This window comes from Puniceicoccaceae bacterium, assembly GCA_040224245.1.
GTDB lineage: Bacteria > Verrucomicrobiota > Verrucomicrobiia > Opitutales > JAFGAQ01 > JAKSBQ01.
The window spans coordinates 13,787-40,603 of the sequence record JBEGIR010000039.1; the positions used below are offsets into that span (position 1 = coordinate 13,787).

At 55.3% G+C, this 26,817-nt stretch carries 25 protein-coding genes; 19 read left to right on the forward strand and 6 right to left on the reverse strand.

Features of this window, described 5'->3' with window-relative positions; genetic code table 11:
* Positions 1–15: 15 nt before the first annotated feature.
* The 6 genes from ABQ298_06520 to fumC all read left to right on the forward strand — a co-directional run bounded on the left by ABQ298_06520 (position 16) and on the right by fumC (position 6,422).
* Positions 16–753: an MOSC domain-containing protein gene (locus tag ABQ298_06520; GenBank protein MEQ9824020.1), complete on the forward strand. Its 738-nt coding sequence runs from the start codon at positions 16–18 to the stop codon at positions 751–753.
* Positions 754–938: 185 nt separating this feature from the next.
* A complete protein-coding gene (locus ABQ298_06525; GenBank protein ID MEQ9824021.1) occupies positions 939–2,924 on the forward strand; it encodes a TonB-dependent receptor in 1,986 nt (661 codons plus the stop codon).
* A 105-nt stretch (positions 2,925–3,029) separates the two neighbouring features.
* On the forward strand, positions 3,030–4,181 hold the full coding sequence (locus ABQ298_06530) for a PepSY-associated TM helix domain-containing protein (protein ID MEQ9824022.1): 1,152 nt from the start codon (positions 3,030–3,032) through the stop codon (positions 4,179–4,181).
* Positions 4,182–4,289: 108 nt separating this feature from the next.
* Positions 4,290–4,538 (forward strand): DNA-binding protein, encoded by a 249-nt coding sequence (locus tag ABQ298_06535; protein MEQ9824023.1) that lies wholly within the window; start codon positions 4,290–4,292, stop codon positions 4,536–4,538.
* Positions 4,538–4,954 carry a type II toxin-antitoxin system VapC family toxin gene (locus ABQ298_06540; GenBank protein MEQ9824024.1) on the forward strand — a complete coding sequence of 139 codons (417 nt, stop codon included), beginning with the start codon at positions 4,538–4,540 and terminating at the stop codon, positions 4,952–4,954. Before ABQ298_06535 ends, ABQ298_06540 begins: the two co-directional genes overlap by 1 nt.
* Positions 4,955–5,027: 73 nt before the next feature.
* Entirely contained in the window at positions 5,028–6,422 is a 1,395-nt protein-coding gene (gene fumC / locus ABQ298_06545) for a class II fumarate hydratase (GenBank protein MEQ9824025.1), read from the forward strand.
* On the opposite strand, the gene ABQ298_06550 is transcribed toward fumC, so the two are convergent.
* On the reverse strand, positions 6,419–7,255 hold the full coding sequence (locus ABQ298_06550; protein ID MEQ9824026.1) for a class I SAM-dependent methyltransferase: 837 nt from the start codon (positions 7,253–7,255) through the stop codon (positions 6,419–6,421). The genes fumC and ABQ298_06550 overlap by 4 nt on opposite strands.
* Positions 7,256–7,514: 259 nt before the next feature.
* Here ABQ298_06550 and ABQ298_06555 point away from each other — a divergent pair, with 259 nt between their 5' ends.
* The 4 genes from ABQ298_06555 (at position 7,515) to ABQ298_06570 (ending at position 14,033) form a co-directional block, all read left to right on the forward strand.
* Entirely contained in the window at positions 7,515–10,298 is a 2,784-nt protein-coding gene (locus ABQ298_06555) for an ATP-binding protein (protein ID MEQ9824027.1), read from the forward strand.
* Complete coding sequence (locus ABQ298_06560; protein MEQ9824028.1) at positions 10,298–12,718, forward strand: TonB-dependent receptor plug domain-containing protein; 2,421 nt, start codon at positions 10,298–10,300, stop codon at positions 12,716–12,718. Before ABQ298_06555 ends, ABQ298_06560 begins: the two co-directional genes overlap by 1 nt.
* Positions 12,719–12,801: 83 nt before the next feature.
* Positions 12,802–13,440 (forward strand): hypothetical protein, encoded by a 639-nt coding sequence (locus tag ABQ298_06565; protein MEQ9824029.1) that lies wholly within the window; start codon positions 12,802–12,804, stop codon positions 13,438–13,440.
* Positions 13,437–14,033 carry a hypothetical protein gene (locus ABQ298_06570; protein ID MEQ9824030.1) on the forward strand — a complete coding sequence of 199 codons (597 nt, stop codon included), beginning with the start codon at positions 13,437–13,439 and terminating at the stop codon, positions 14,031–14,033. The genes ABQ298_06565 and ABQ298_06570 overlap by 4 nt, the downstream gene beginning before the upstream one ends.
* Before the next feature lie 272 nt (positions 14,034–14,305).
* Here ABQ298_06570 and ABQ298_06575 read toward each other — a convergent pair whose 3' ends face one another.
* Positions 14,306–14,986 carry a type II toxin-antitoxin system VapC family toxin gene (locus ABQ298_06575; GenBank protein MEQ9824031.1) on the reverse strand — a complete coding sequence of 227 codons (681 nt, stop codon included), beginning with the start codon at positions 14,984–14,986 and terminating at the stop codon, positions 14,306–14,308.
* A gap of 551 nt (positions 14,987–15,537) precedes the next feature.
* Between ABQ298_06575 and ABQ298_06580 the strand changes: the two genes are divergently transcribed.
* Together ABQ298_06580 and ABQ298_06585 are read left to right on the forward strand one after the other, a co-directional pair.
* Positions 15,538–16,707 carry a putative porin gene (locus ABQ298_06580; protein MEQ9824032.1) on the forward strand — a complete coding sequence of 390 codons (1,170 nt, stop codon included), beginning with the start codon at positions 15,538–15,540 and terminating at the stop codon, positions 16,705–16,707.
* 33 nt (positions 16,708–16,740) lie between these two features.
* Positions 16,741–17,778, forward strand: coding sequence for a transglutaminase-like domain-containing protein (locus ABQ298_06585; protein MEQ9824033.1), 1,038 nt, complete (start codon positions 16,741–16,743; stop codon positions 17,776–17,778).
* Positions 17,779–17,876: 98 nt separating this feature from the next.
* On the opposite strand, the gene ABQ298_06590 is transcribed toward ABQ298_06585, so the two are convergent.
* Together ABQ298_06590 and ABQ298_06595 are read right to left on the reverse strand one after the other, a co-directional pair.
* Positions 17,877–18,821, reverse strand: coding sequence for a nitronate monooxygenase (locus ABQ298_06590; GenBank protein ID MEQ9824034.1), 945 nt, complete (start codon positions 18,819–18,821; stop codon positions 17,877–17,879).
* Positions 18,818–19,123 carry a DUF5069 domain-containing protein gene (locus tag ABQ298_06595; GenBank protein ID MEQ9824035.1) on the reverse strand — a complete coding sequence of 102 codons (306 nt, stop codon included), beginning with the start codon at positions 19,121–19,123 and terminating at the stop codon, positions 18,818–18,820. Before ABQ298_06595 ends, ABQ298_06590 begins: the two co-directional genes overlap by 4 nt.
* Positions 19,124–19,165: 42 nt before the next feature.
* On the opposite strand from ABQ298_06595, the gene ABQ298_06600 reads away from it, so the two are divergent.
* Positions 19,166–19,537 (forward strand): helix-turn-helix domain-containing protein, encoded by a 372-nt coding sequence (locus ABQ298_06600; protein ID MEQ9824036.1) that lies wholly within the window; start codon positions 19,166–19,168, stop codon positions 19,535–19,537.
* Positions 19,538–19,589: 52 nt separating this feature from the next.
* On the opposite strand, the gene ABQ298_06605 is transcribed toward ABQ298_06600, so the two are convergent.
* Together ABQ298_06605 and ABQ298_06610 are read right to left on the reverse strand one after the other, a co-directional pair.
* Entirely contained in the window at positions 19,590–20,453 is an 864-nt protein-coding gene (locus ABQ298_06605) for a universal stress protein (GenBank protein MEQ9824037.1), read from the reverse strand.
* A gap of 27 nt (positions 20,454–20,480) precedes the next feature.
* The gene (locus tag ABQ298_06610) at positions 20,481–21,908 is read right to left on the reverse strand and encodes a SulP family inorganic anion transporter (GenBank protein ID MEQ9824038.1); all 1,428 of its coding nucleotides are present in this window, start codon (positions 21,906–21,908) and stop codon (positions 20,481–20,483) included.
* 438 nt (positions 21,909–22,346) lie between these two features.
* On the opposite strand from ABQ298_06610, the gene ABQ298_06615 reads away from it, so the two are divergent.
* The 6 genes from ABQ298_06615 to ABQ298_06640 form a co-directional block, all read left to right on the forward strand.
* Positions 22,347–22,802, forward strand: coding sequence for an SRPBCC family protein (locus ABQ298_06615; protein MEQ9824039.1), 456 nt, complete (start codon positions 22,347–22,349; stop codon positions 22,800–22,802).
* Positions 22,783–23,151 carry a metalloregulator ArsR/SmtB family transcription factor gene (locus ABQ298_06620; protein MEQ9824040.1) on the forward strand — a complete coding sequence of 123 codons (369 nt, stop codon included), beginning with the start codon at positions 22,783–22,785 and terminating at the stop codon, positions 23,149–23,151. The genes ABQ298_06615 and ABQ298_06620 overlap by 20 nt, the downstream gene beginning before the upstream one ends.
* 102 nt (positions 23,152–23,253) lie before the next feature.
* Positions 23,254–23,736, forward strand: coding sequence for a pyridoxamine 5'-phosphate oxidase family protein (locus ABQ298_06625; GenBank protein ID MEQ9824041.1), 483 nt, complete (start codon positions 23,254–23,256; stop codon positions 23,734–23,736).
* A gap of 128 nt (positions 23,737–23,864) precedes the next feature.
* Entirely contained in the window at positions 23,865–24,617 is a 753-nt protein-coding gene (locus ABQ298_06630; GenBank protein ID MEQ9824042.1) for an AAC(3) family N-acetyltransferase, read from the forward strand.
* A complete protein-coding gene (locus tag ABQ298_06635; protein ID MEQ9824043.1) occupies positions 24,614–25,618 on the forward strand; it encodes a DUF6807 family protein in 1,005 nt (334 codons plus the stop codon). Before ABQ298_06630 ends, ABQ298_06635 begins: the two co-directional genes overlap by 4 nt.
* Positions 25,619–26,009: 391 nt before the next feature.
* Positions 26,010–26,817: gamma-glutamyltransferase (locus ABQ298_06640; protein ID MEQ9824044.1), on the forward strand; the 808-nt coding region annotated here is incomplete at its 3' end.

Consider the following 26,817-nt stretch of genomic DNA (forward strand, 5'->3'; position numbering starts at 1 on the left):
CCTAACGCATGCTTCATGAGTTCGCATCTCCAGTCTTCACCTGTCCCTTCTCAAGTGGCCCCACAGATTCACTCCGTTCAGGTTGGGCGCATTCAGCCATTCACTCGCAAGGGCACGAGCAGTGCGATTGCAAAGCACCAGATCGAAGGTCGTGTTCGCGTGCAAATGCTCGGCCTCTCAGGTGACGAACAAGCGGACAAGAAGGTCCACGGTGGACCCGACAAGGCCATACACGCGTACCCTCTGGAGCACTATGCGTTCTGGAACGCAGATCTGCTGAAAGATCACGTCCTGCTGCAGAAACCCGGTGCTTTTGGAGAAAATCTGACGACGCGCGGCCTGACCGAACAGAACATTTGCATCGGCGACCGCTGGAGCATTGGAACCGTGCTACTCGAAGTTTCCCAGGGACGCCAACCGTGCTGGAAACTGGATGATCGTTTCTCAGTCAAAGGCCTGTGTCGGCGCGTTCAGGACACCCGCCTGACCGGCTGGTATTTTCGCGTAATCGAACCCGGCGTTCTGCAGGCTGGTGAGGAGATAACACTGCAAGCTCGCCCCTACCCCGAATGGAGCATTAAACGCGTGATGGATCTGCTCTGGGGTCGCAAGGCAGATCCCGAACTGCTCAAAAGCGCCAGCGAACTTCCACTGCCTTCGAGCTGGACGCATCGCTTCGCGGAGCGCGCACGCGATAGTAGTTCTGTGAGCAATGAGAGTGCTCGCCTCGACGGCCCCGGTACTGCGGCGTGACCCCAATTGTCCGCCTGACTCAAAAGAACCGCCCCTTTTTCAATCCAGTCCGTTTTGCGTTTCCGCATCAGACTGCATTGTGCCAGATGCTCTCAATTGCTCCCTCTTGGAGTATCTTTGCTCCCTCACGGGGTGGAAGTGATGTTTCGAATCCCCTATGCTGATGCGTTGGATCACATTGTCTTATGCCTACACAACTGCAAACTCACTTCACACGCTTCGCCACTCCTCTGCTGCTCGCAGGTCTGCTTTCCGGGTCAGTTCAGGCCCAATCCGAGGATTCGATTCTGGACCTGCAACCCTATGTGGTGCGCTCCGACACCGGACAACCCGTGCTCGAAATCTCGGAGCGCGACTTGCAACAGCGCCAGGCCACCGACCTTGAAGATGCACTCTCACTCGATCCGAGCATCATGGTTGGAGGATCGACCGGAGTCGCCCAGAAAATTTATGTGCGAAATCTGGGCGAAGCCATGATCAATGTCAGTGTGGATGGAGCATCTCAGGCTGGCGCGCTCTTTCACCACACGGGTCGCATTGCGGTCGAACCCGACTTGCTCCGGCAAATTGACGTGCAACCCGGCATCGGAAGTGTTTCAGAAGGCCCCGGAGCTTTGGGCGGTTCCATCCGTTTCCAAACCAAAGATCCCTCTGATCTGCTGCGTCCAGGACAACGCTGGGGTTCCCTGCTCAAATACGGTTATTTTGGAAACACGTCCGGAGATAAAATCAGTCTCAGCGCCTATGGTCAGTTGAACAAACCATGGAGCGTGCTCGCGAGTCACGTACGTTCCGATTATGGCAACATTGAAGATGGAAAGGGCAATGAACTCGTGGGTTCAGGTACAGAGCAAGTTGCCACACTGCTCAAACTGGCAGGTTCGTTCGACAACGGACATTCCATCCGGCTGAGTTTTGAGAATCTTGAAGAAGAAGGCGAAAAACTGCGGCGTCCGGAATGGGCACCCGGTCCGGGAAATCCATTGTTTCCGATGGAATCCGAGCGCCAAACCTACACTGCCAACTACCGTTACGAATCGCCAAATGTGGACTGGCTGGGTCTCGGACTCATGCTCAGTCACACCGAAGCTGACATTTTACAAATCGGCCCATGGGGACCCTACACCGGTCAGATCGAAGGACAGCAGCTCAAGCTCTCCAACACCCAGTCCATCGGTCGCGCAGAACTGCAATATGGATGGGACTATCGCCGCGATGAGGTCACCGCCGGCAGCACCGACTCCCCACACGCCTATTCTGAAACGGGCAAGGTAAACGGCTTGTTTGTCGAGGCAGAGTTACCCCTGTTCGATTCTCTCACCGCCTACGCGGGAGCGCGCTACGACCGCTACGAACTTGAGGACAGCATGGATCAACACTTCAACCACGACGGTTTCAGCCCGAGTCTCGCACTGGTCTATGACCTCACCGACTCACTGGTTCTGCGTCTGAGCGGGGCAAGTGCCTATCGCGGACCCGACATCAACGATGCATTCAAGATTGATTTTGTCAGCAACGACCCAGACATGGAGGCTGAAAAAGCACGCAATTATGAAGCCAGTCTGCTCTACCGAACCGGAGGGTTTTCAGCGGAGCTGGGTGCCTTTCAGCACACCATTGACGATGTCATCACCAATACCCTGCCATGGTCCAGCGTTTATACAAACGCAGGGAAACTCGAAACCGATGGGATCTACGCACGTGTGAGTTATGCCGGCTCCAACTACAATCTCAGCCTGCTCTACAATCACGCGGATACAGAATTGAACGATCAGGTCGCCACCCGATACCAGTATGGATCAGTGGTCTCTTCCATTGGAGATACCTGGGTGCTGGATGCCTCCTGGCAGGTCACTGACGCGATCGCGCTGGGTTGGAATTCCCGCCTCGTGCAGGAAATTGACGGCATTTCGATCCCCGAAGACATCGCCGGGATTCCCAACGCACGCATTCGCAAGCCCGGCTACGATATTCATGATTTCTACCTGAGCTGGGTACCCTCCTTCGAAGAACGCATCACCATCGTTCTCACCGTCAAGAACGTGTTCGACACCCATTATATCAGCCATGGAAGCATCGAAAACATGACGGCAATTCCCGGATTTGAGGCTGTGATTGGTGCAGCGGAACCCGGTCGTGACATTCGTCTGTCCGCTTCCTTCCAGTTCTAGTTTCCCAGCGGAACGCTTGCAGAGGAGCACTTCCTCCGCAGGTTTGAAAATCGAGGTTCACGCCGAACCTCGATTTTATTTTGCTCCCATCCCCACATCGCTCACATGAGAAAAATTCTGCTTTGGATTCACCTGATTTCGGGCGTCAGCTGCGGACTCTTCATTGCCATGATGTGCGCCACTGGCATCGCCATCGCCTTCAAGCAGGACATTCTGAACTGGATCGACCGTCCAGTGACTCATCTTTCCGAAAGCTCCCAAACTGGCGAACGCCACAGTGCTGACGCCGTGCTCGCCTGGCTGGCGCAATACCATGCTGACCTGGAATTCGAATACCTGGAAATTCCGGCTGACCCACTGCGCGCCTACACGGTGTATGATTCGCACTACGACCCTTCTTACATCAACCCGTATGCGCTCGAGCTGATCGAAGCGCCCTCTCACACCGCGCACCACCTGTTGCACACTCTCGAGACATGGCACCGCTTTGCAGGCCTTCAGGGCGAACACTGGTTCGTGGGTCGACTCATCAATGGCACTGCCAATCTGATGTTTGTGGTTCTCTGTCTCACGGGTTTGGTGCTCTGGTTCCCTCGTCGCTGGCGGTGGCGTCTCTTGCGGCAGAATCTGCAGCTCAACTCCAAGGCACGACGCGCGGCGCGCCGACGCAACCAGCATCAGGTCTTTGGTTTCTGGAGTTTTCCCGTGCTGCTGTTGCTCGCCGCCACGGGTGTTGTAATCTCCTTCGAGTGGGCACACAAACTGGTGTTCGTGCTGGCCGGTGAAACCCCATCACAGCACCGCACCTTCCGCATGCTCATGCTCGAACCGCCTGAAGTGGATGCAGAAATAACCCAACACGCTGAACGTCCGCTCTTCCAAACAACACTTCAGTCCGTTGCAGCACAATTTCCCGACTGGACGGCGGTCGAGTTTCAGTTGCCACCTGCTGGGGAGCGAACAAATCCCAAAGAACCACTCACGCTCTACATTCACCGACCGTCCGGGTTTGTGACGAAGGGTCTCGTTTTTGCTCATGCACACCCAGTAACCGGCGAGCTGATGCAGGTCACGCAATGGCACGAGCGCAGTCGCGGCATTCGGGCGCGAGTATGGGTGCGCTTCCTGCACACTGGCGAAGCGTTTGGATTTTTGGGGAAACTCGTTGCATCCCTCGCCTGCACAGCGGGTCTGATACTGGTTTACACCGGATTCGCACTCGCGCTTCAGCGATGGAAGCGTTCCCGTGCACCGTGAAGAGAATGCATGACCCGGTTCAATGGATTAAAACGAAAACATCTGCGATGACGTGGGATGTAACTTGCAAATTTGACAACTCGCTATCATTGCTATCAACTAGTCTACATGGCACAGTTACTGGTCAGAAATGTGGAAGATTCACTGGTGCGCAAACTGAAGCGTCGTGCCAAGGAGCGGGGAGTTTCTGCGGAGGAGGAACACCGACGCATTCTTGCCGAATCGCTCGCTCGCAATGAGAAGAAGCGTCCGTCGCTGATCGGGTTCCTGATGTCTGACGAAGGAACGGTAGCTCCTGAAATAGAATTGGAACTGACCCGGGTCCGCAGGTTGGAATCACGGAACACCGGGTTCTGATGGCCTTTCTTCTCGATACGAATGTGCTCAGTGAACTCCGGCGCAGCTCCAAATGCGAACCACAGGTTTGGGCTTGGGCACAGTCCGTTGGGGACCGGTCCAGCTACATCAGTGTGCTTTCACTGGGTGAGATTCGCAAAGGGATCGAAGTGCTGCGTCGACGATCTCCCGAGCAGGTTTCTGCTTTTGAGTCTTGGATTGAAAAGCTAACTGCAGCTTACGAAGACTGTATTCTACCCATATCGGAGGAGGTGGCCGAACATTGGGGACGTCTCGACGCCATGCGAAATCTCCCGGTCATCGATGGCCTGCTTGCTGCAACGGCGCTCCACTATCGACTCACCATCGTCACCCGAAACATCCATAATTTTCCAGACGATATGCAACTACTCAACCCATGGGACTTCTCTTCGTGAGCTGCAAAAGCAAGATGCAGCTGCCGTTCCAAGTCCATCGAAAACACGCGTTAACTTTTCACCGCGATTGCTCATGAACACCCGTATCGAAACCGACACAATGGGTCCCATTGAGGTTCCCGCCGACAAACTCTGGGGCGCCCAGACACAGCGCTCGATCGAATGCTTCCCCATTGGACCAGCCGGTTCGATGCCAGGCGAGATCATCCGCGCCTTTGGGATTCTGAAAAAAGCAGCCGCACTCACCAACCTGGAACTCGGAGCACTGGAGCAGGACAAATGTGATCTCATCTGCCGGGTCTGCGACGAAATCATCGCTGGCGATCTCGCCGATCACTTCCCACTGGTTGTCTGGCAGACGGGATCGGGCACCCAGTCCAACATGAATTGCAACGAGGTCATCGCGAACCGCGCCCATGTGATGGAAGGCAAGGAACTCGGAGTGGGTAAGCGCACCGTCCATCCCAACGATGATGTCAACCGCTCACAGTCCTCAAACGACACCTTTCCCACCGCGATGCACATCGCTGCCTACAACACACTCGTGCGGCATACGATTCCCAGTATCGAACACCTCAAACAAACACTCGAAAGCAAGTCCGGACAGATGCACGACGTGGTTAAGATCGGGCGCACCCACTGGATGGATGCGACCCCGTTGACGCTCGGGCAGGAATTTTCCGGCTACGTCTCACAGCTCGAGCATGGTCTGGCAGCATTGCATCGCACCCTTGATCACCTGTCCGAACTTGCGCTCGGCGGCACCGCCGTAGGCACGGGTCTGAATGCACCGCAGGGCTACGCCGAGCGTGTGTCCGAGCACATTGCCCATCTCACCGGGTTGCCCTTCATCACCGCGCGAAACAAGTTCGAATCCCTTGCGGCACACGACGCCATCGTGGAGTCCCACGGAGCACTGAAGCAGCTCGCAGTCAGTCTGATGAAAATCGCCAATGATATTCGCATGCTTGCGTCGGGACCGCGTTCCGGGATCGGGGAAATTACGATTCCCGCCAACGAACCGGGTTCTTCCATCATGCCCGGCAAGGTCAACCCCACGCAGGTGGAAGCATTGACCATGGTCTGCTGTCAGGTCATGGGCAACGATGTCACCATTTCAGTCGCCGGGTCCAATGGGCACTTCGAGCTCAATGTGTTCAAACCCGTCATGATTCACGCCTTCCTGCAGTCTGCCAATCTTCTCGGCGACGCCTGCAAGGCCTTCAACGACTTCTGCGCAGTCGGCATCGAACCCAACCACGCCCGAATTCAACAACACCTGCAAAACTCCCTGATGCTCGTCACTGCACTCAATCCCCACATTGGCTATGAAAACGCCGCCAAAATTGCAAAAAAGGCCCACGCCGAAAACCTCACTCTTAAAGAAGCCGCTCTCGCCCTCAAACTGCTGACCGAACAACAGTTCGATGAGTGGGTGAACCCGCTGCATATGACGGGGCAGGACTAGCTGAGTCGGGCAACGAGGGTATAGCTGGCGGCCAGTCGCCGTGGATTTTCCTTCAACCTCCACTCCCCAGTCTCTGCCACTGGCTCAAACTCATCGGCCAGCGGGTTCCAGGGCACGCTGTCGTGTTCCTCAAACACCTCGATTTCAAAACCCTCCTGCCAGAGCGCATTGAAGATCTCGGCCAGTCCATGATTGAAACTGATACTCAGGGGAGCACCTACCTCTCCCGTTCCTTCGTAGCTGTGGGTCTCTTCAAATGCGATTCCACGCCCCTCGAAATAATCGTACAGGATTTCAATCACCCCATCCGGTCGTGACTCTCCGACAGACCACAGCATCGGGTGCCCCTCACGTAAGAAGAGAAATCCACCCGGCTTGAACAGTGTCCGCACGACAGACGCCCACTGCCGTATGTTTGGCAGCCAGCAAAGGGCACCGATCCCGGTATAGATGAAATCAAATCCCGCACCGACTTTCGCATTGCTCAGGGCTTCCAGCGCACGATAAACCTCACCCTGCACATAGGTCACACCCGCTTTCAACTCCGCATCCAATGCCCGCGCCGCCTGGATCGCAGCTGGCGAAAAGTCCAGACCTGTCATCAATGCTCCCATGCGGGATAACGAGATGGTGTCGGTTCCGATGTGGCACTGCAGGTGAAGCCCGCGCAGTCCACGTATTTCGGGAAGTCTTGGCTGGTCAAATGCAACCACCTTCGAGATGAAATTTGGATCCGAGCGGAAGCGGTCCAGATCATAGCCCTGAAGGTGCAGGGGAACCCGCGAATCCCAGTTGGCCCGATTGATCGATAGATAGTCGTCTGGTTGACTCATGCCGCTCATGTTGAAGGCTATCGTTGTTCAATTCAACTGGCATCGTCATCAATTGCAGTGTGAGGCTGCACGTGCCATGCTCTGCAAGGTTGCCACCCAACCCAGCGTTGAAAACTGACAAGTCCGCCTTAAGCTAACCCTGATTTGAGACGATAAGATGAATTCTTGATGCGATCGCTTTCCACATCTCCAGTCGTACTGAACTCATTCCGTATGCTGTCGCCAGTTGGTATTCCGGCTGCTGGTGTGTTCCCTTGACATGAAATCACTCCTTCCCTTCCTCGCAGCGGGTTGCATGTACGCGCTGACCGCCCACCTGACACATTTTTTTGCGGTAGACCCGATTAACTATCTCCCCGTGTGGCCAGCCGCAGGGGTAGCCTTGCTCTTTGTGGCGCGATTTGGGGCAAGCGCAGTAGCAGGTGTTTTTGCGGGAAGTCTGTTTTCCGTACTCTATTATGCAATTCGCGCAGGCGATCAGCATTATTTGGATGTTCCGCTGCTATGGATGGGTATGGCACTCGGCAACGCGCTACAGGCCTGGATCTGTTATCGAACCCTGCGTCCCACGCTGGAGAATCCCGCCAAACTGACGATCCGTTTTCACACCCCCTGGCTGATCCTGAGGTCTGGCGTGCTGATTCCCATCTGTATTGCCGTGATCATCATCCTGAACATCCACTTTAATGGACGATTGACACTTCGGGATGTGCCGCTGGTTGCATTCATCTGGGCCACAGGCAACTCCTTGGGCATTCTCTCCATGATTCCGCTTCTTTTCGCGCTGAACACCACGCGCAACCGTCGTCCTCAGGCCGTCAAGCAGCTGGTCACCGGGATCGGTGCATTCGTGGGAGTCTTTGTGGTGCTTTTTGTGTTCAGTCTGGTTGTGCGTCAGGATATCGAGCGCCTGCATCAGGCACTGGAGGAAAAACAACGCTTTCTGGTGAACTCCATGGAAGTGGAATTTGGGGATATCCTCGAGGATCTCTCCCTGCTCAACGTTCCCTACCTCTACGACTCCCTGCTCGAGAATCGGGACAACTTTGCCAAGCTTGCCGCTCCCATCCTGCAGCATAACCCGTCCCTGATTGCACTGGCACTCATCCATCCGCTGTTGCCACATGAGATTGCATCCTTCGAGCAGGAGTTGAGCACGCATTTTGATTGGCCGGTATCATGCTGGTATCTTGATTCCCAAAACCAGCGGCAACCCTGCAACACGGACGAACCTGTGCTTGCTGTCAGCCGAATCGAACCGAGTGCGTTTGCACCCCACGCGCTCGGCATGGATGTGCTGCGCATTCCCTCTGCAGCACCAGCGGCAAAGCGTGCCCTACAAAGCGGGAAGGCACAAATCGTACAGTCGTTCAGCATGCATGCAGGTGCACCCAGAAACGCTGACACGGTTGTTTTTCTACCCAGTGGAACGTGGGATTTCCAGTACGATGGAGCGTCCAGCCGCACCTTGCTGATGTCCGCTGCTTACGACAGCACTTCGATGCTATTCAACTATTTCCAGAAAATCCAGGAATCCGACATCGTCGTCAAACTTCACGACATCACTGAAGGTGCCCCCAGTTTTGTTGGTGCCATCGAGCAGGACCGCATGCTCAGCGAACAGGAGGCAAACCAACACATTGCCGGGGTCAACAAAGCTCACGATCTCTATGTCATTCAAACTCCCATCCACATTCTTGACCGACAATGGCAGGTCACGTTTGTCGTGGATGAATCATACTACAAGCGTCGCGTCTCCAATGCCTCGGTGCTGACCACCGTCGGAGGATTTCTCCTGATCCTTTGGTTCAGCTACTACTACCTGCAAAATGAACGCTCGTTTCACCGCATTGAAACCCTTGTGGAACAACGCACCGAGGAACTTGAAGAAGCCAAAAATCAGGCCGAAGCCTCTGCAAAGGCAAAAGCAGACTTCCTCGCCGTGATGAGTCACGAGATCCGCACACCCATGAACGGAATTTTTGGAGCAAGCGAGCTGCTGCAATCCGCCAATCTGCCACCCTCCGAGCGCGAGCTGACGCAAATCATCCACAAGAGCACACGCTCGCTGCTCACTCTGATCAATGATATCCTCGATTTCTCAAAACTCGAAGCGGGCAAGTCCAATCTCAAGCTGCAGCCCACAAACCTTGCCACGGTCTGTACTGATGCAGTGGAAACCCTGCGCACCATGGCAGAGTCCAAGGGTCTCGAGCTGCAATGGATACCGCCCGAAGGCGAACCGGTGCTCGTGTGGTGCGATGGCAACCGCATCTCACAAATCCTCTTCAATCTCATCGGCAATGCCATCAAGTTTACCGACTCCGGTCATATTTCCCTCCGTCTCCACACCCAAATGCATGGCGAACAATGCAGGGTAAACCTGGTGATTGAGGATACAGGTATTGGAATCCCCGAAGCATTCCAGTCCAGTCTGTTTCAGGCCTTCACTCAGGCCGATTCCAGTTTCACGCGCAAACATGAGGGGACAGGCCTTGGTCTCGCGATCTGCCATCGCCTCACCCAGCTGATGGGAGGTCGCATTGACTTCGAAAGTGCATCCGGCAAGGGCACACGCTTCGAACTTGAGTTTGACCTGGACGTTGCCAGCGAGCTTCCCGGTACCCACAAACCTGCTGAGAGCGCACCCATGCTCCACTCCGGCAATCGCGTTCTCCTGGTAGAGGACAACCGCGTCAACCAGCGCATCGGATCGCTCATCCTTGAGCGCGAGGGCTACGAGGTGCAAATCGCCGAAGACGGAGAGCAAGCGATCAAGCTGATCCGTGAACACCCTTACGATGCCGTACTGATGGATTGTGGTCTGCCCAAGCTCGATGGATATGCCTGCACACGCATCATTCGTGAGGAATTACAGCTGAACGACTTGCCCATCATCGCATTGACCGCCCACGCTCTCGCTGGCGATGCCGAAAAATGCTTCAACGCTGGCATGAACGCCTATCTCAGCAAACCCCTGCAGCGGGATCTGCTGCTCGAAACCCTTGCCAGATTTCTCAAACCCACTCAAACCCAAACCTGATGCCTCGTGCCATGCGACCCTTTGGTATTTTCACCCTGCTAACCTTCCTGAGCTTTCCGCTCACGCATACCGTCGCGCTGGACTCCGCTGAACCGGAACCCATCCACACGCTCGACACGGTGATCATTGAGGGCATTCGGAGCGAAGAGACCGTTGTGCCCAGCGGCCAGCGTTTCCAGTCGGCCTACGGGGCATCCCTCGAAATTGTCGACACCCCGCGCAATGTGACCGTGATCTCTCGCGAACAACTCAATGACGTGCATGTGCTCGATGTGCGCGACTTCAGCAAACTCACTGCCAGTTCCTATACCCCAAGCAATTTTGGAGCGCCCGCCACGCCAAGCATTCGCACGCTCAGTGCCGATGTGCTGGTGAATGGCATGCGTCGCGGACTCACCAGCAATGGCAACGGACTACCAATCAACTTCAATTCTGTCGAAGGAGTTGCCATCGTCAAGGGTCCGCCCACTGCAAGCTACGGAGTGTCCCAGTATGTGGGCGGATACGTCGACCTGCAGACCAAGCGACCCATTTTCACGCAGTTTCAGGGCAGCCTGAGCGCTACCGTTGGCATGTTTGAACAGCGACGCTGGATGCTCGATGCGGGCGGTCCGCTCAGTGAGCAAGTGGCCTACCGCATCAGTTACTCGGGGGAAGCGTCCGGCAGTTACTATGAGTTCGGAAAAAAGAATACCCAGGCCCTTTACGGAGCCGTTACCTGGCTCAAGAGCGATGACTGGGTCATCGAGTTCAATGCCGAATTCTTTCAGGCCGACTACACGGAAAATTTTGGCTGGAATCGTCCCACGCAGGACCTGATCGACCACGGTCTCTACCTTCCCAATGCGGGCAGCGACACCGACTACCTCGCGTTCATCTCCTCGCTGCAGGGAAGTGGAAACGCTGTGCCGCTCGGTGAACCCGTCAAGCTCAGCCGCCGCAAGCGTCTGCTCGCACCCGGCGACGACTCATTCGGCACACACGTTTCCGCCCAGGTGATTTCCCGCTACCGAGCAAGCACCGACCTGATGATCGTGAACAACACTGCGTTCAACTGGATTTCACGCGACACGTTTTCCTCCTACCACTATTCCGAGGTCATCCGCAGCAGCTGGGCACTGGACAACCGCACGGAGCTTCAACTGCAGCGTCTGTTGGGCGGAGTGGAGCTTTTGAGCAACTCCGGACTACACCTGCGCGCCCAATACGTCGAAGCCTATAATGCGTATTGGGTCGAACCCGCCAGTGCATTTGATCTCACGCGCGATCCCGAAACAAGGCGCATCCCCGACAGTGCCATTTTCTGGGCCGAGCGTGTACCGGGTGAACCCGCACGCGGAACCCTCAATCACCGCTACACCAATGCCACCAACGGCGAAAGCGGCATCTCCAAAGTCTTTCAGTCAGGCCTCTTCAGCCAGCATTTTGTGCGATTCAGCGACGCCTTTTCCCTCGCTGCCGGAGTGCGGCTCGATCTGCTCGCCATCGATTATCACAACCCACTCTACGATCAGTTCGACCCAGGCGGCGATCCATCCCAATGGGACGACAAAACGCTGCACGGACTGCCCAACTGGAATATCAGCCCCATCTACAAGTTCAGTGAAAACATCAGCGCCTACGCCACTTATAACTACAGCCAGTCTACTGGTGTCGGCAATGGAGGGGGCCTCGTTGCCCCAACCTACGACCGCGATGGCGATGGCGTTCCAGATAGACAGACCTTTACCTCCACCTACCTGCATCGGGAGAGTGAGCTGTATGAAGCAGGCATGAAGTTCAACCTGTATGACAACCGTCTCTTCATCACCACCGCACTCTATTCACAACACTATCTTCGCCCCTCGATCGGCGGCGGCGCACTGAAAACCGAGGTGGAGGGCTTCGAGTTGGAAACCACGCTGCAACCCAATCGGCATGTTTACCTCACTGCTTCCTACAGCTACACCCAGGCGAAGGAAATTCCAGAGTTTGTGGCCTCCGCCGGACCGATGGACAAGATCGCGAAAAACGGAGTGGCAATCACGCCCGCAAATGTGATCTTTCCACAAATCCTGGTACATAAACAGGGCACTCCCGAACACCTCTTCAACCTGCTCGCACGCTACAAGTGGGATAACGGCATTGGCTTCTCCGCCAACCTCCTGATCACCAGTGAATACAACCTCTCCTACAACGGTGATGCATTTGCTCTCGTTCCCAGCTATGCTCCGATCCACATGCAAAGCGTGATCGTTCCCTGGCAGCACACCCTTGACATACAGCTCTTCTACCGCAGTGAACGCTTTGAAGCCTCCATCGTCGTGCTCAACGCCACTGATCAGAAGAACTTCAGCCCGGCACACCCGGTCTATTCCGCCGACTCCGTCGTGGCAGAACTGCCCCTGCGCGTCGAGGGTACCGTGACATGGAAGTTCTGACCCCCAACATACCACCACAACCCCCTTTCATTTTCACCCATCTGACAACCCCGGCTCTGACCGGAATCAACCCCTTCGTTTCCATGTGGACTCTAGAACATCTGAATTGCCCTTCTTCCTGGGCACCTCTCACCTACGCCTGCGACGGTCAACCCCTGTTGCATCACAGCCGCAATGCCGCAGATGGCCGCTGTCGCATCATGGTCGCCAATCAAGGCTACATCGACATGACCTGCCTGCGCGATCCGGCAGCGGGTGCCCCCGGTGAACTTTCGATCCAGGGCATGGTTTTCCAGTTCAATGCACCGCTCACGCTCACCCTGGACTTGCGTGAGGATGGCAGCTGCAGCGTCACCTGCAATACGCTATCGTGGACTGGCTTCCTGTCGCCCATTCCTCAGATGCCAGGCAGCAACCTGCAGCGCTTCAATGAAATGGTCGAGCGCAAGCTCGTTCCCTACCAGAATCCACCGACGGGCACACCCAAATCCGAGGCCGAACTGTGGGAACTCGCCAAAACTCACTACCCGAACGATCCCTATGGTTACACCAAGGCACTCTGTCTCTACGACTGGACCAGTGCCAGTTTCATACGGCAGGACCTTTTCCACCAGTTGCAGTACACTGGCATTCCCGCCTGCCCACTTGATTTGCACACCATGGCCCGCGTCATCTGGGGTTGCAATTATCCCGGCTACACTGCAGCGACCCCAACTTCATGAACCAATTTGCGATGAAGCCCGCCACGAGTGAGGCAGACGTGTATCAACAACTGCTCACAGTTCAGTCAGACATCCACCCGCTCGCCCTTGCCGAAATGAATGTGCAAACCCAGGCACTGCTCACGCTTCCGCGTCCGACTGTTGCCGCATACCCGCAGCTCTACCGCGGTGCGATGCCGATGTCCGGAGGATACGACACCAGCGATTTTTCCCCATCGCTCTTTGAGTTCGCAGGAAACACAGGTCCCGTTGATCAACCCCTGATCCAGCCCCTGGACCAGGCCCTGCAGGACACCCTGCAACCCGGCAAAATCCTCACCACCAAGGGTCCCTGGAGTTTTTCCAACGATCTCGATGGAGCGAAGGTCTGGCAAAACGGCATCCTCATCACCTGCAACCCACCCACCGGCGCCACGCTCTGGCCCTCCTGCGCAGACATCACGCCCTTCTCCCTCAATCCCGACACCTTCGAGATCAATGTGCCCGCCAACACGCGCTACCGCATTGACTCCTATGAATGGATCACCCTGCAGGGAAAACCCGTCTGCCACTTCACCATGACCCTGCTCGGTTACTTCGGCCCTTATGGGTAAGTTGCTGTCCCGCATCGGTCATGGTTCGGGTTTCGATCAACCTGGATTCCGGCTCGCATTCGCAAGCCTTCCCACCCAACCGTCCCACGGCGGGACGAACTTTACCGCTATTATACACACAACATCAGTAGAATCCGACTTAAAAACCTCCCAATCAGGTCTACACCTACCCTGACATTGTGCGGTTGGAGAATGTATTTCGGACCGAGCCTTGGCGAGCGTTGCTGATGAGCCTCAACCGACATCTTCAAAAGCTAATTCCAGCGATCCATTTAATACTCGAGCAAACGTAAATTTGGGATCCTGCGAAAATCGCCTGCATTTCGTGTCACCAAGGCTTGCTCCAACGACATCGCATGACAGGCAATCCACAAATCGTTTGCACCCATCAAACAGCCATTTGCTTTCAAACTGCGATAAACCTTTTGATAGGTGGAAGCCACCTGCGTGGAGAGGGTAGCGAACTCGACGCGGTCGCGTACAAAATGCACGAAAGGATGGTCCTCTCGCGGAAAGCCAGCCAAAAACTCCCCCCACGCTACCGGAGAAATCTGCAAGCACTCGTTGGCCTGGTCCTTTAAAAAGGCCGCCACCGGCCCTTTGGTTTTTGCCTTAACCTCCCGTTGATCATCAATCACGTTTCCGTAGGGCTCGCGTTCACCGCGATGCCGCATCCTGTGAGGTAACTGAGGTCTCCGGCTAGTGAAGACCCTACGTTTCTGTTCAGTGAACAAAACCAGAACCAGTATCATAACAGTGACGAAGTTGAAGTGCCTGAGAAGGTTGAACCTTAAAAACTCAGAGAAGGCACTGGAATAGCTACAGTCCCCCGGGGCAGTACCGCCACCGTTGTCATTCCTGAAAGCTTTGCTGGGAGCGTGCTCTATCAGGGCATCGAACAGGAACCCTCTCCCCATCACTCGAGCACCTTCGAAATCCGCGAAGGCGTTCATACCTTTGTGTGTATCCCAGTCGCCACCACCCCAAACACCTGACCAACAAAGTCCAAAGGTCCGACGCATCCAACCTGTCGCACTGCACCCTCCAGATTTTCCAATCGCTCTCAGGGTTTGGCAAGTTTGCTTACTTCCCAATTGTGAACCCAAGACAGTGGTCCTTGTCCCCTCGGTGAGACTGAACAGGCATTCCATCCGCACCCAAACTTGCATGTCAATGCCACTCGCCCATTCCCGTCAACCAGGGTAAGGATTGCCCGGTAGGAATGACTGCTGTCGTGCTGAATCATCGAATGCATGACGGCACTTTTGGGGATAGGATCTATTAGCAAAAGCACCTATATCATTCGATATACTATTAGCAATTTTAATTGACCTCATTAGGTAAGTTTTCATTTTCCGTTATCATCTGCTTGGTTGAACAACCCTAATCATCCTGGCAGAAGCACGATTTCTACTTCTTGACCCGCTTGCCACTGCAATGATTACTGACGGAAACGGCATGGGGTTTACCCACAACCTGAAATACGGAACCGACCCATCCCAAAATGATTGCTGCCCTCTCCCTCCCTGCTCCCCTGTCGCTGGTTTTTCGAAACCCAACCCACGCATTCCGTTTGCTCTTGGCTTCTGTGCTGCTTGCTGCAACCGCAGAGGCACAGAAGAACTCTGACGAGAACGCATTGAGTTTTTCGGGCGACGTTCGCCTGCGCTTTGAGTCTGACTGGGATTCCCAAAACAGTGCAGGCAACGCACGGGATGACCGAAAGCGGTGGCGCATCCGTTTGCGAGGCAATGCCGGACTCCAACTCAGCGACCAGTGGTCGATGGGCGCAAGATTGCGAACTGGGGATCGGGACAACCAGCAATCACCCCACCTTACGTTTGCAAGCAACAGTGGGGGGACCGATGATGTGAATCTGGTGTTCGACCGCTATTTCCTTTCCTACCAGAACGCTGGCATTTCGGGATGGTTCGGACGCAACAGCATGCCATTCTGGAAACAGAACGAATTCTTCTGGGATGATGACGTGACCCCAACTGGCATTGCACTTTCGATCCGTCCGAACAACCGAAACTCTGCCATTACCACTCACTGGGGTGCATTTCTCCTTCCTGATGGTGTCTACAGGCTGCATGGAAGCATGCTATCCGGTCAGGTGAAATATGATGCTCCCATCGCTGCTGGAAAGCTGACTCTGGCAGCAGGCCTTCACAACATGAGTGGCAAGAGTGGAGCCGAAAACCTTCGCAACCGCAATGGAACCCGCGACTATTTGATCGGTGTTCTGGGAGTTCAATGGACCCCAAATCCAGACAAACTGCCCTTGGTGCTGGGTCTGGATGTGTTTGAAAATTTTGCCAACTACAACGGAGAAGATACGGCCCCCTTTCCGGCTTCTGACGCCGACGAAACCAGTGCCTATGTGTTTTCGCTGAAATACGGATCACTTTCAGGTCCGGGGAGCTGGCAATTTGCCTATGCTTATGCCCATGTCGAAGCCTTTGCCGTCAATGCATCCTACGCACAGGATGACTGGTTTCGTTTTGGCAGCGCCACTCAGACCGACAGCAGCGACTATTCCGGACACGAATTCCGCTTCACTTACAGCATCAACAACAAGGTAAACGTCGTCACCCGCCTATTCCTGGTCGATGCGATCTCCACGATTCAGGACGGAAACCGATTCCGGATTGATCTGAACTGCAAATTTTAAACCGCACCTTAACCCCAAACTGACAACCGCTCCATGAAAAACCTGATTCCCTATATCTGTTTACCCGCCATCGCTTGCAGTCTGCAGGCAAATCCGGAACAAACCCGCACTTACCAGGTCGAACAATCCGTTACCCTTTCAGAAATTCCGCAAGGGGCCGACCACGTCAAGTGGTGGATCGCCGTGCCTGACGACGACCGTTTTCAAGAAGTGCTCGACCTGAGCATCACAGATTCGCCGGGAGGCTGGCGCGTCGTGCGTGAACCCGACCGTGGAAACCGATTCATTCTCGTTGAGGTCGACAATCCAGAAACGGAGCAACTCACCGCCAAATTTGAATTCACCTTGAGGCGCCAACCCGTGAAGATCGACATCGATCCCGCAAAGGCAGGCCCCATCACAGACAGTCACCGGCAGTTATTCGCGGCTGAACTGATCCTTGACGCTCCGCACATGTCCGTGACTCCGGCCATTGCCGAACTGGCCAACAAAGCATGCGGAGACGAGACCAATGTGGCCATTCAGGCCCGTCTGCTGCTCGATGCGGTGGCCGACAACGCCAACCACTACTCAACCGATTCCAGCGTACCCCGTTGCAGTATCGGTGATGCAGGCTCCTGCATGGAAAAAGGTGGAGGCTGCTGCACCGACCTGCACTCTCTGTTTATTGCATTGGCGCGCGCAAAGGGGATTCCCGCAAGACTCCAGATGGGCTATCGACTGCGCGAACAAAATGAAGGCAAAACGGTTGATCCCGGATACCGCTGCTGGGCAGAATACTTCGTGCCTTCGTATGGTTGGGTACCTGCAGACATCGTTGAAGCCGACGATCCAGACGGCCTGGGTCGGGATCGCTGGTTCACCGGTCTCACCGAACGCCGCCTGTGGTTGAATCAGGGTCGGGAATTCCAACTCCCGGGTCGTGACACTTCTGCAAACCGGGTCAGCACCATGGTCATCGGTTTTGCGGAAATCGATGGACAGGCCGTGCGCACGCTTCCAGATGAAGAGGCTGGAATTCCTTCTCAGCTTTCCAGAACCGTGCGTTTTGTTGAAATTGGCTCAATCTGAGCTGAAAGGTTGGCACCGAAATGGGTTGTCACCCTTGCTCCACTTCCGTACCAATCCGAAAGTGGAGCATCCGCAGAAATGGTTCACTTTTGTTGGATTCATTTTCGGATAGTGGAAATGGGACTGGTAAAAGCGGGTTTGAGTGCTTCCATCAATGCCGCAGCACTGTGGTGGCGAACAAGTGCGCTGGCCTGGCTCGCGTAGAGGGACTGATAATCGAAGTTTCCCAGCTCGGCGGCGCGAGTTTTCAGCGGTGCCATCAAATCGCTTTGCGCGGGAAATGGAAGTGCCGGAAGGGGCGACGACTCAAATTCGCGAATCGCTCGATTCTCCCGGAAGCGCGCGAGGCGTCCGGTGAATGCTCTGGAAAGCACAGTGCCCATGGGGCCGCGCGTGTGCAGCATCGCCTTGTGGCTCGGTGAGGCTCCGGATTCGTCACAGGCAAGGAAAGCAGTGCCAATCTGAACAGCATCCGCTCCGAGCGCGAGTGCCGCATTGACACCGCGAAGGTCCGCAATTCCTCCTGCAGCAATCATCGTAATTCGCACACGTTCCTTTACAATCTGAATCAGTGCAAAAGTACCGTGCAAGGAGTCTTCGGCAGGCTTGAGAAAGGACGGGCGATGGCCGCCAGCTTCAAATCCGGTCACCACGACAGCATCCACATGCGCCGCTTCACTGGCCAGTGCCTCCTCAAGCGTCGTTGCCGCCCCCACCGTAACGATGCCCTGTTTCTTGCATTCCTGAAGGATCTCGGCCGAAGGGATTCCGAAGACAAAACTGAAGACCTTGGGTTTCGCGCGAATCAATGCCTCGGCCTGTCGTTCAAAGCGGGATTCAAAACGTCCTGCCCAGCCCGGCATTTCAGCACCCAATTCCCGATAGACTGGAGCCATCGCATCCAGGTGTCGCCGAGAGGTTCCTTCGTCCAGCTGCAGTTGCTCTGCATCGTGATCCGATACCCACAGATTGATCGCGAAGGAACGTTGAGTCAGCTTGCGAATTTCATCGCACAACTCTCCTATGGCGTCTGCTTCGATCATGTGGGCACCAAACGAGCCCAACCCGCCCGCGTTGGAGACGGTTGCAACCAGCTGCGCAGGTCTTCGCGCGTTGCGTCATGACTGTCACGCACCGAAACAAAATAATCCTGTGACGGCGACCCCGGAACCGGACTGCCCGTTTCCTGGATGCGATTCCATGCTTCGATCTCCCATGGCTGCCGGGGGGTTCTTGCGTGATCGGCGATCCAGCGCAGAACCTCGCCATCCCCCGCACCTGCTTCCAGTTGCGCGCGCAGATCCGCATAGTCGACGCCCACAAAGCTCAGAAACTGCTGGTCCATTGGGTTTCGATTCGGTAACCAACTTTCCAAAACGAAACCATCATGGTCCCCGTCCGAAAAACCCAAGTCGACACACCACCCAGTGAATGCCCCTTGACCCAGTGCCTCAGCATCATCGGTGGCGCGTGGACTCCCAATATCATCTGGTATCTCAGTGCCACGCCGCGCCGGTTCAGCGAACTCAAGGGTGACCTGAGAGGCATCTCCGCAAAGTTGCTCACCCAACGCCTTCGCTACCTGGAAGAGCACAAGGTCGTTCACCGAGAGGTGATCCCGAGTTCTCCACCCACTGTGGAATACACCCTAACCGAATTCGGAAAAGAACTGAAACCTGCCATCGAGGCCATCGCTGCGGTCGGGCACAAAATCAAATCATACAAGCAACAGGCTTCAACTGGAAACCCGCCATCGTGATGGCGACGCGGAACCCCAGGATAAGCCCCATTGCATCAACGATTCCCGACTCTCAACGGAACAACAGCACGGGAAACCGACAGGTGCGCACCATCGTCGTTGTTGTGCTTCCAACAATCAGCTGGCGAATCCTGGAGTGTCCATAGGCTCCCATCACGAGCAGCTGGATCGATTCGCTTTGAATGGTTTCCGCAAATACTTTTTCCGGTTCACCCTGCTCCATACGCGCATCGACTTCGTATCCGGCTGACTTCAACGTTTCCGCCGCTTCCAAGAGATCGCTCTGAATCGTGGCACACGGCTTTCCCACCGCCATCAGAATACATTTCAGTCCCTTGAGCAGCGACTGCGATGCCGCATACTTCACCGCCTTTTGCGCACTGGGACCTCCATCAAACGCGATCAGCATCGAGTTCACGGGCTGAAAACTGCGCGCCGCCACCAGCACCGGATGGTGGCAGGAGCGAATAACGCGCTCCAGATTTGCGCCCAGGTGCAACTTCGCAAAATCCGCTGCTTCACCGCGTTTGCCGATCACAACCAGCGACGCCTGCGCTTCCTTGTTTTCGATCATTTCCACCAATGAGCCGTGCCGGGATTCGAACCTAACACCCTCAAATCCCGACTCTGCAAAGTAGGCCTTGGCTTCTTCGAGAATCAAGGCTGCCTTGGCTTGTGCAGCCCGACCGCGTGCTTCGTCAAGCGCCACAAGTTCTTCTCTCAGGCGCTGGCGGGCATTGAGTCCAATGCTGCCACTCAGGTCAACGTGCGGAACCGATTCCTGCCGGGAATCAATGATGTGCAGCACTTCGATGCGTGCGTTCAGACGCGATGCAGCCCAATGGGCATGCCTGTAAACGCTTGAGGCGTAGAGGGAGCCGTCGGTGCATGCCAGAATCTTGGATAGCGTTTCCATGAAAATCAAAAGGGTTCAGGTGAAACTTCAGTGTGCGCCAAGCTCATCGGCGGCACCGGGTTTGTCGTGTTTGGCAATCTTGAGCACAAGCGTTTCACTGGCCTCATTGAGTCCGAACAATTCCACTTCAGTTCCTTCCCTCCGGAACTTCAAGACGATTCGATCCAGCGCATGGATCGCGGAAAGATCCCAGAAGTGGGCTCTGGAAACATCAATGACCACCTTGGAAAGCACTTCGCTAAAATCAAATGCTTCACCGAACGTGCTGGCAGACACAAAAAACAGCTGCCCGTTCACATGATAGGTGCGGCAGGACGCATCGGCATCGAGCACGCTGTCGATTTCCAGCAGACTGGACACCTTGTAAGCAAAAAACAGGGCACTGAGCAGCACACCGACTCCCACACCGAGCGCGAGGTTGTGCGTGAAGACCACCGTAACCACCGTCGATACCATCACCACGCTCGAGGTTCGGTGGTGGATGCGGAGATCGAGGATCGACTGCCAGCTGAAGGTTCCGATGGAGACCATGATCATCACCGCAACCAGTGCTGCCATGGGGATCGCTCCCACCCAATCGCCAAAGGCAACCACCAGAATGATCAATAACACGCCTGCTGCCAGAGACGACAGTCGTCCACGACCGCCCGATTTCACATTGATCACGGATTGACCGATCATTGCGCAGCCCGCCATGCCTCCAAAAAAACCGGCCACAATGTTCGCAATGCCCTGCCCGGCACACTCGCGGTTGCGCTGGCTCGGAGTATCCGTCAGGTCGTCAACAATGGTTTCGGTCATCATCGACTCGAGCAGGCCCACAATAGCCAGTGGGATGGCAGTTGGCAGCAGAATCCATAGGGTTTCCAGGTTCAACGGAATGTCAGGAATCAGAAAGGCAGGTAGTGTCGAGGGGAGTTCCCCCATGTCGGACACCGTTCGCAGCTCCAGTCCTGCAAGCATTGAAAACGCGGTCAGTACCACGATGCACACCAGTGGTGAGGGAACTGAGCGAATAAAGCGCGGCAGTCCATAGATGATCACCAGTCCCGCTGCAACCATCGCATACATCTGCCATCCTTGTCCCTTGAATTCCGGCAACTGAGCGAGGAAGATCAAAATCGCAAGCGCGTTCACAAACCCCGTCACCACCGAGCGGGAGACAAATCGCATCAGGTTGCCCAATTTGAACACACCGGCCAATACCTGCAACACCCCGGTCAGCACCGTCGCTGCCAGCAGATACTGCAGGCCGTGGTCACGGACCAAATCCACCATCAGCAGCGCCATGGCACCCGTTGCAGCGGAGATCATGCCGGGCCGACCACCGCAAATCGCGGTCACCACAGCGATGCAAAAGGAGGCGTAAAGCCCAACCTTGGGATCAACCCCGGCAATGATGGAAAAGGCGATGGCTTCGGGAATGAGCGCCAAGGCCACGACAGCCCCTGCGATGAGGTCCCTGCGCCCATTGGAAAAGAAGCGTTGTGCGTACGGAAACGATTACATGGTAATTGAAAGACTCCCAATCGGTGACCGACACGGCATCACTGCATTGCACAGCAACCAACCCGATTGGCAAAAAGCCTCCTACCCCAACCGGAAACCAAGTGAAGTCGAGGTTAAACTGAAAGAATACCTGCCTCTCCAAGGCGCGATGCAGGTTGGCAGTCCGATTGAAGTCAGATGCTGGATGGAGAACGCGAGCTGGAAGCTCCCGCTACTTTGCACGGATGACAACGCGAGCTGGAAGCTCCCGCTACGCGTCTCGGATCCTTCCAAAGCTGCAATACGCAAAACGAAACAAGGTCCTAGCAAAACAATCCCCAAAATGCGCAACTTTTGAGTTGCATTTCTGAGCCGCGACCCAATTATGCAACCAAAAGGTTACTTATGAACTCACATACCATCATCAAACAGATTCACATTCACGCTCCGGTTGCACGGGTCTGGCAGGCCCTGACCGACCATCACCAGTTCGGTGCCTGGTTTGGCATCAACTTGGAGGGACCTTTTGCACCCGGCAAAACCACACGTGGTCAGATCACATTCGAGGGATACGAACACGTTCTCATCGATTTCATGGTCGAACAGCTTCAGCCAGAACAACGCTTCGTATACCGTTGGCATCCCTACTGTGTCGATCCAGAGGTTGACTACTCGAAAGAGACGCCCACAAAGGTGGAACTCGAACTGTCTCCGGTCGAAAAGGGAACCCTGCTGCGCGTTACAGAATCGGGATTCGACAAGATCCCGTCACACCGCTATGACGAGGCCATGCGCATGAATACCAAGGGTTGGGAATCGCAGCTCAACAACATCGCCGAATATGTCACGCAAAACGGTTGAAAGCATACTCCAGGATCGCACCCACCCAGCGCTCGTGTTTGCGGCGCTGGGGGATGCGACCCGACTTGACCTCGTCAACCGCTTGTCGGGTGGCGAGGCTCGCTCGATTTCCAATCTTGCCCAGGGCTACGATCTCAGCCGCCAGGCGATCACCAAACACCTGCGCGTGCTCGAAGGTGCTGGCATCGTTCACAATATTCGTTCAGGACGCGAACGTCTTTACCAGCTCGACCCCGCTCCGTTTGATGCCATGAAACACTACCTCGACCGTGTCTCCACACAATGGGATGAGGCCCTTGGTCGTCTGAAAACTTTCGTCGAGCAGGAACAGCCGAGTTCAGAATCCTGAGCTGTTTCGAACGCAATCACTGTCATTGTTGATTTTTATAATTCTCACATTGACAGCTGTGTCTGCGCGATTTCCGGTTGTTGGAAAATCTCCCATCCCATCATGCTGGACTCCATTATCACTGAAGCCATCGAGCAGAGCGTGCTCTGCTGGCTGGCGACTCTGTCTTCCGACGGTTTTCCCAATGTCTCTCCCAAGGAAGCCTTCACCTGCGATGCCAACGGTCGCCTGCTCATCGCACACATTGCCTCACCCCAAAGCATTCGGAATATTCAGGCAAATCCGAATGTCTGCGTGAGTTTCGTCAACATCTTCACCCAAAAGGGCTACAAGATCAAAGGAACCGCCACGATGCTGAAACCAGGGCATGCAGATTGGGAATCCGCTCTTGGCAAATTGACCGATAAAATCGGTACGTCCTATCCCATTCATGGCATCATATCGCTCAGACCCAAGCAAACCGAACCCATCATCGCCCCAAGTTACCGTCTGTTCCCGGATACCACCGAAACTGATCGCATCGCGGATTCCCTTCAAACCTACCGGGTGGCCGACTACCAATCGAGGGCAATCCAAGGAAAGTGATGCTCTACCAACCTCGACGCTTGAACCCATCAATGGGCAACCCAGACCCCCAAAAGAAGAATTCAGTTCAACATCCTCATGTCACCGACGCACTTGTTTCAACGGATGCTACCGAGTAGGGTGAGTTCATGTTCACACAATCCAGCTTGCTTCAGGATCTCAGAAACCTCGGCGTGAAGCCGGGTGATCACCTGATGGTGCACTCGTCTCTGCGTGCTGTAGGCACTGTTCAGAATGGCGCGGATGCAGTGATCGACGCATTGATGCAAGCTGTGTCTATGGGAATGCTCATACTCCCCACTCACACTTGGCGGGAGTGGAACAATGCCGACGGCATTTTCGATCCAGCCACCGAACCTTCCTGCGTGGGAGCGTTGACGGAGCTGTTCCGCAAACGAGCCGACGTGCAACGATCCTGGCATCCCACCCACTCCGTCTCAGCATGGGGTCAGGGTGCCACCGACTACGTTGCCGGAGAGGAACATACCACCACCCCCTGTCCACGAAACGGTTGCTGGGGGCGACTCTATGACATCGATGCAAAAATCCTCTTCCTCGGCGCACCCGTGCGTGCCAACACCTACCTGCACAGTGTCGAGGAATGGCATGAGATTCCCAATCGCCTTGCAGCGGAAGCGACTGTGTTTCAAATCCGCACGCCTGACGGCAAACTGCTTCCCTGTCATCAATACCGCCACCTCAGCACCTTGGGAGATGTCTCCCAGCACTACGGAAAAATCGAGTCCGACCTGATCGCTGCTGGAATCGCCTCAGAGGGTCAAGTCGGCAATGCCCGTTCGGTCATCCTGTCCGCACGAGGACTCGCAAATTGGATCGCTCCCAAATTAACTGCCCAACCCGACTTCTTTGATCGTCCGTGAACCACCCACACCTGCTCTCCAGTTTGCGATGCTACCCTGCACGCTTTAGTATCAAGGCAGCCCACCTGGCCCTGCTTTGTTTACCTTTCCTGCAAACCCATGCAGCCCAACGCACCCAAGACCCTTGGTCCCTTGTCGAAACCCACGCCGCCATTGAGGTGGCACACAAGGGAAACCTGGTGCTGCGCTATCACAAGCAGCAGGTCGTAGCTCCAACAGGGATGGATGCTTCCGTGGGCATGAGCGGTTTTGTGCATCCCCTGCGCACCCTTCAAGGAGTCACGGTCACGGAGGATTTTGCAGAGGATCATCCCCACCACAGTGGACTCTGGAGCGCTTGGGCAAACACAAGCATCGCTGGCCGAAGTGTGGATTTCTGGAACCTGCACAAGCGCGAAGGTCGTGTCGAACACAGGGAGGTGTTGTGGATCGATGCCGATTTGCCCGCGTTTCAAGTTCGCAAGGTTTTTGTGGATCTGACCCCCGGGCAGCCCACGGATCGCTTGGAAGAGATTTGGAGCTTCTGTAATTTTCAATTGGAACAGGAGGGATGGAGTTTTGAAATCCATTGTCGACAACGCTTGATCGGTGATGAACCGGTAACCCTTGAGGTTTATCCCTACGGTGGGCTTTCCCTGAGATTTCCCGACACATGGAACGCAGCAAACGGGAATGAAGAGTCGATCACCGTGTGCAACGATGCCGGTCAGGACCGCTTCGAGAGCAACCAACAACTTGCGCGCTGGATTTTGACCACGGGCACGCTTGAGGCACAGCCCGTCAGTGTGCTCTCGATGATGCATCCCGAGAGTATGCGCTTCCCTCAGGCGTTACGCTACCACCCCACCATGCCTTACTTCGTCTGGACTATGCCCAGTCGCAACCCTTTCACATTTGAGCACGATACGCACTATCAATCCCGCTTTCGCTACCACATTGCTGACGCCATTCTGCAGCCTGCAGCAGCGGCAATGGCATTCGCTCGTTACCAGGAGCAATAACATGCCATGCCTTTCCAGTCATGCGATCATGACCACAGGTTTGGCTCGGTGACCGATTATTTTCACGTAGGATTACTTAAATTGCAGCTTTTGCCTAGCTTAAGTCCTGCTCTTTTCATAAGCATCAAGTTTGTGAAACCGCTTGTCCTTCTGACAATCTCAGAGACTCGGTCCATCCAATTCATCTCCCCCTCATTCGATCCGGGATTTCCGCTCCGGCGGAAACTCCCGGATTCTTTTTTGCCGCCTTTCCAGGCAAACCTTTTGTGATCTTGCAACTCTGCCGCCAATCATTCCCTGTTCAGGAATTCCCATCTCCATTTGAACTCTGGGGTGTTGTCTGTTGCGTGAAGGTGGTAATCCTGCCGTATTACAATTCTGAGATTCCAACATGCGACACAATTATTCCCTCCCTGCTATCATTCGACTTGCCCTGAATTTGCTAAGCCTCAGCCTCGTGATGCCGCTTTCGGCCTCCGTCACCGGTTCGCAAGGCGCAATTGCTACCGCACACCCCATTGCGTCACAAGTTGGCCTTGAAATCCTGAAGCGCGGCGGCAACGCATTTGATGCCGCGATCGCCGTGCAGTTTACACTCGCAGTGGTTTATCCACACGCTGGCAACATCGGAGGCGGAGGATTCCTGCTCTACCACACTTCAGAAGGTGAAATCGGCGCTCTTGACTTTCGCGAACGTGCACCGCTCGGCGCTCATCGCAACCTCTACCTCGATGCCGACGGAAACGTGATCGAGGGTCTCAGTCGGAATGGAGCGCTCGCAGTGGGTGTTCCGGGAACCGTTGCAGGCATGGAACAGCTGCACCAGCGTTTTGGCACTCTGCCCTGGATGGAACTGTTGCAGCCCGCCATCGACATCGCCGACAATGGATTTGCGCTCACGGAGTTTGGTGCACAGGTTCTCAATGAAGCACAGCACGATTTCAATCGCATCAATACTGGCAAACCACAGCCGTTTGTGCAGACTGAACCCTTCACACCTGGGCACATCCTGCGTCAACCCGCACTGGCAAGAACGCTGCAGCGCATCCAGCAGAAGGGAGCCGGCGCGTTCTATGCGGGAGAAACCGCCGAAGCACTCGTGCAAACTGTGCGATCGCACGGTGGACTCATTACCCAGGAAGACCTCGATCAGTACCAGGCGATCTGGCGCAACAGTGTCAGTGCATCCTGCTACGGGC

Excerpts from the sequence above, each read along its gene's own strand:
- ABQ298_06520 (MEQ9824020.1), top strand. The coding sequence starts at position 16 with ATGAGTTCGCATCTCCAGTCTTCACCTGTCCCTTCTCAAGTGGCCCCA.
- ABQ298_06525 (MEQ9824021.1), top strand. The coding sequence starts at position 939 with ATGCCTACACAACTGCAAACTCACTTCACACGCTTCGCCACTCCTCTG.
- ABQ298_06530 (MEQ9824022.1), top strand. The coding sequence starts at position 3,030 with ATGAGAAAAATTCTGCTTTGGATTCACCTGATTTCGGGCGTCAGCTGC.
- ABQ298_06535 (MEQ9824023.1), top strand. The coding sequence starts at position 4,290 with ATGGCACAGTTACTGGTCAGAAATGTGGAAGATTCACTGGTGCGCAAA.
- ABQ298_06540 (MEQ9824024.1), top strand. The coding sequence starts at position 4,538 with ATGGCCTTTCTTCTCGATACGAATGTGCTCAGTGAACTCCGGCGCAGC.
- fumC (MEQ9824025.1), top strand. The coding sequence starts at position 5,028 with ATGAACACCCGTATCGAAACCGACACAATGGGTCCCATTGAGGTTCCC.
- ABQ298_06550 (MEQ9824026.1), bottom strand. The coding sequence starts at position 7,255 with ATGAGTCAACCAGACGACTATCTATCGATCAATCGGGCCAACTGGGAT.
- ABQ298_06555 (MEQ9824027.1), top strand. The coding sequence starts at position 7,515 with ATGAAATCACTCCTTCCCTTCCTCGCAGCGGGTTGCATGTACGCGCTG.
- ABQ298_06560 (MEQ9824028.1), top strand. The coding sequence starts at position 10,298 with ATGCCTCGTGCCATGCGACCCTTTGGTATTTTCACCCTGCTAACCTTC.
- ABQ298_06565 (MEQ9824029.1), top strand. The coding sequence starts at position 12,802 with ATGTGGACTCTAGAACATCTGAATTGCCCTTCTTCCTGGGCACCTCTC.
- ABQ298_06570 (MEQ9824030.1), top strand. The coding sequence starts at position 13,437 with ATGAACCAATTTGCGATGAAGCCCGCCACGAGTGAGGCAGACGTGTAT.
- ABQ298_06575 (MEQ9824031.1), bottom strand. The coding sequence starts at position 14,986 with ATGAACGCCTTCGCGGATTTCGAAGGTGCTCGAGTGATGGGGAGAGGG.
- ABQ298_06580 (MEQ9824032.1), top strand. The coding sequence starts at position 15,538 with ATGATTGCTGCCCTCTCCCTCCCTGCTCCCCTGTCGCTGGTTTTTCGA.
- ABQ298_06585 (MEQ9824033.1), top strand. The coding sequence starts at position 16,741 with ATGAAAAACCTGATTCCCTATATCTGTTTACCCGCCATCGCTTGCAGT.
- ABQ298_06590 (MEQ9824034.1), bottom strand. The coding sequence starts at position 18,821 with ATGATCGAAGCAGACGCCATAGGAGAGTTGTGCGATGAAATTCGCAAG.
- ABQ298_06595 (MEQ9824035.1), bottom strand. The coding sequence starts at position 19,123 with ATGGACCAGCAGTTTCTGAGCTTTGTGGGCGTCGACTATGCGGATCTG.
- ABQ298_06600 (MEQ9824036.1), top strand. The coding sequence starts at position 19,166 with ATGGTCCCCGTCCGAAAAACCCAAGTCGACACACCACCCAGTGAATGC.
- ABQ298_06605 (MEQ9824037.1), bottom strand. The coding sequence starts at position 20,453 with ATGGAAACGCTATCCAAGATTCTGGCATGCACCGACGGCTCCCTCTAC.
- ABQ298_06615 (MEQ9824039.1), top strand. The coding sequence starts at position 22,347 with ATGAACTCACATACCATCATCAAACAGATTCACATTCACGCTCCGGTT.
- ABQ298_06620 (MEQ9824040.1), top strand. The coding sequence starts at position 22,783 with ATGTCACGCAAAACGGTTGAAAGCATACTCCAGGATCGCACCCACCCA.
- ABQ298_06625 (MEQ9824041.1), top strand. The coding sequence starts at position 23,254 with ATGCTGGACTCCATTATCACTGAAGCCATCGAGCAGAGCGTGCTCTGC.
- ABQ298_06630 (MEQ9824042.1), top strand. The coding sequence starts at position 23,865 with ATGTTCACACAATCCAGCTTGCTTCAGGATCTCAGAAACCTCGGCGTG.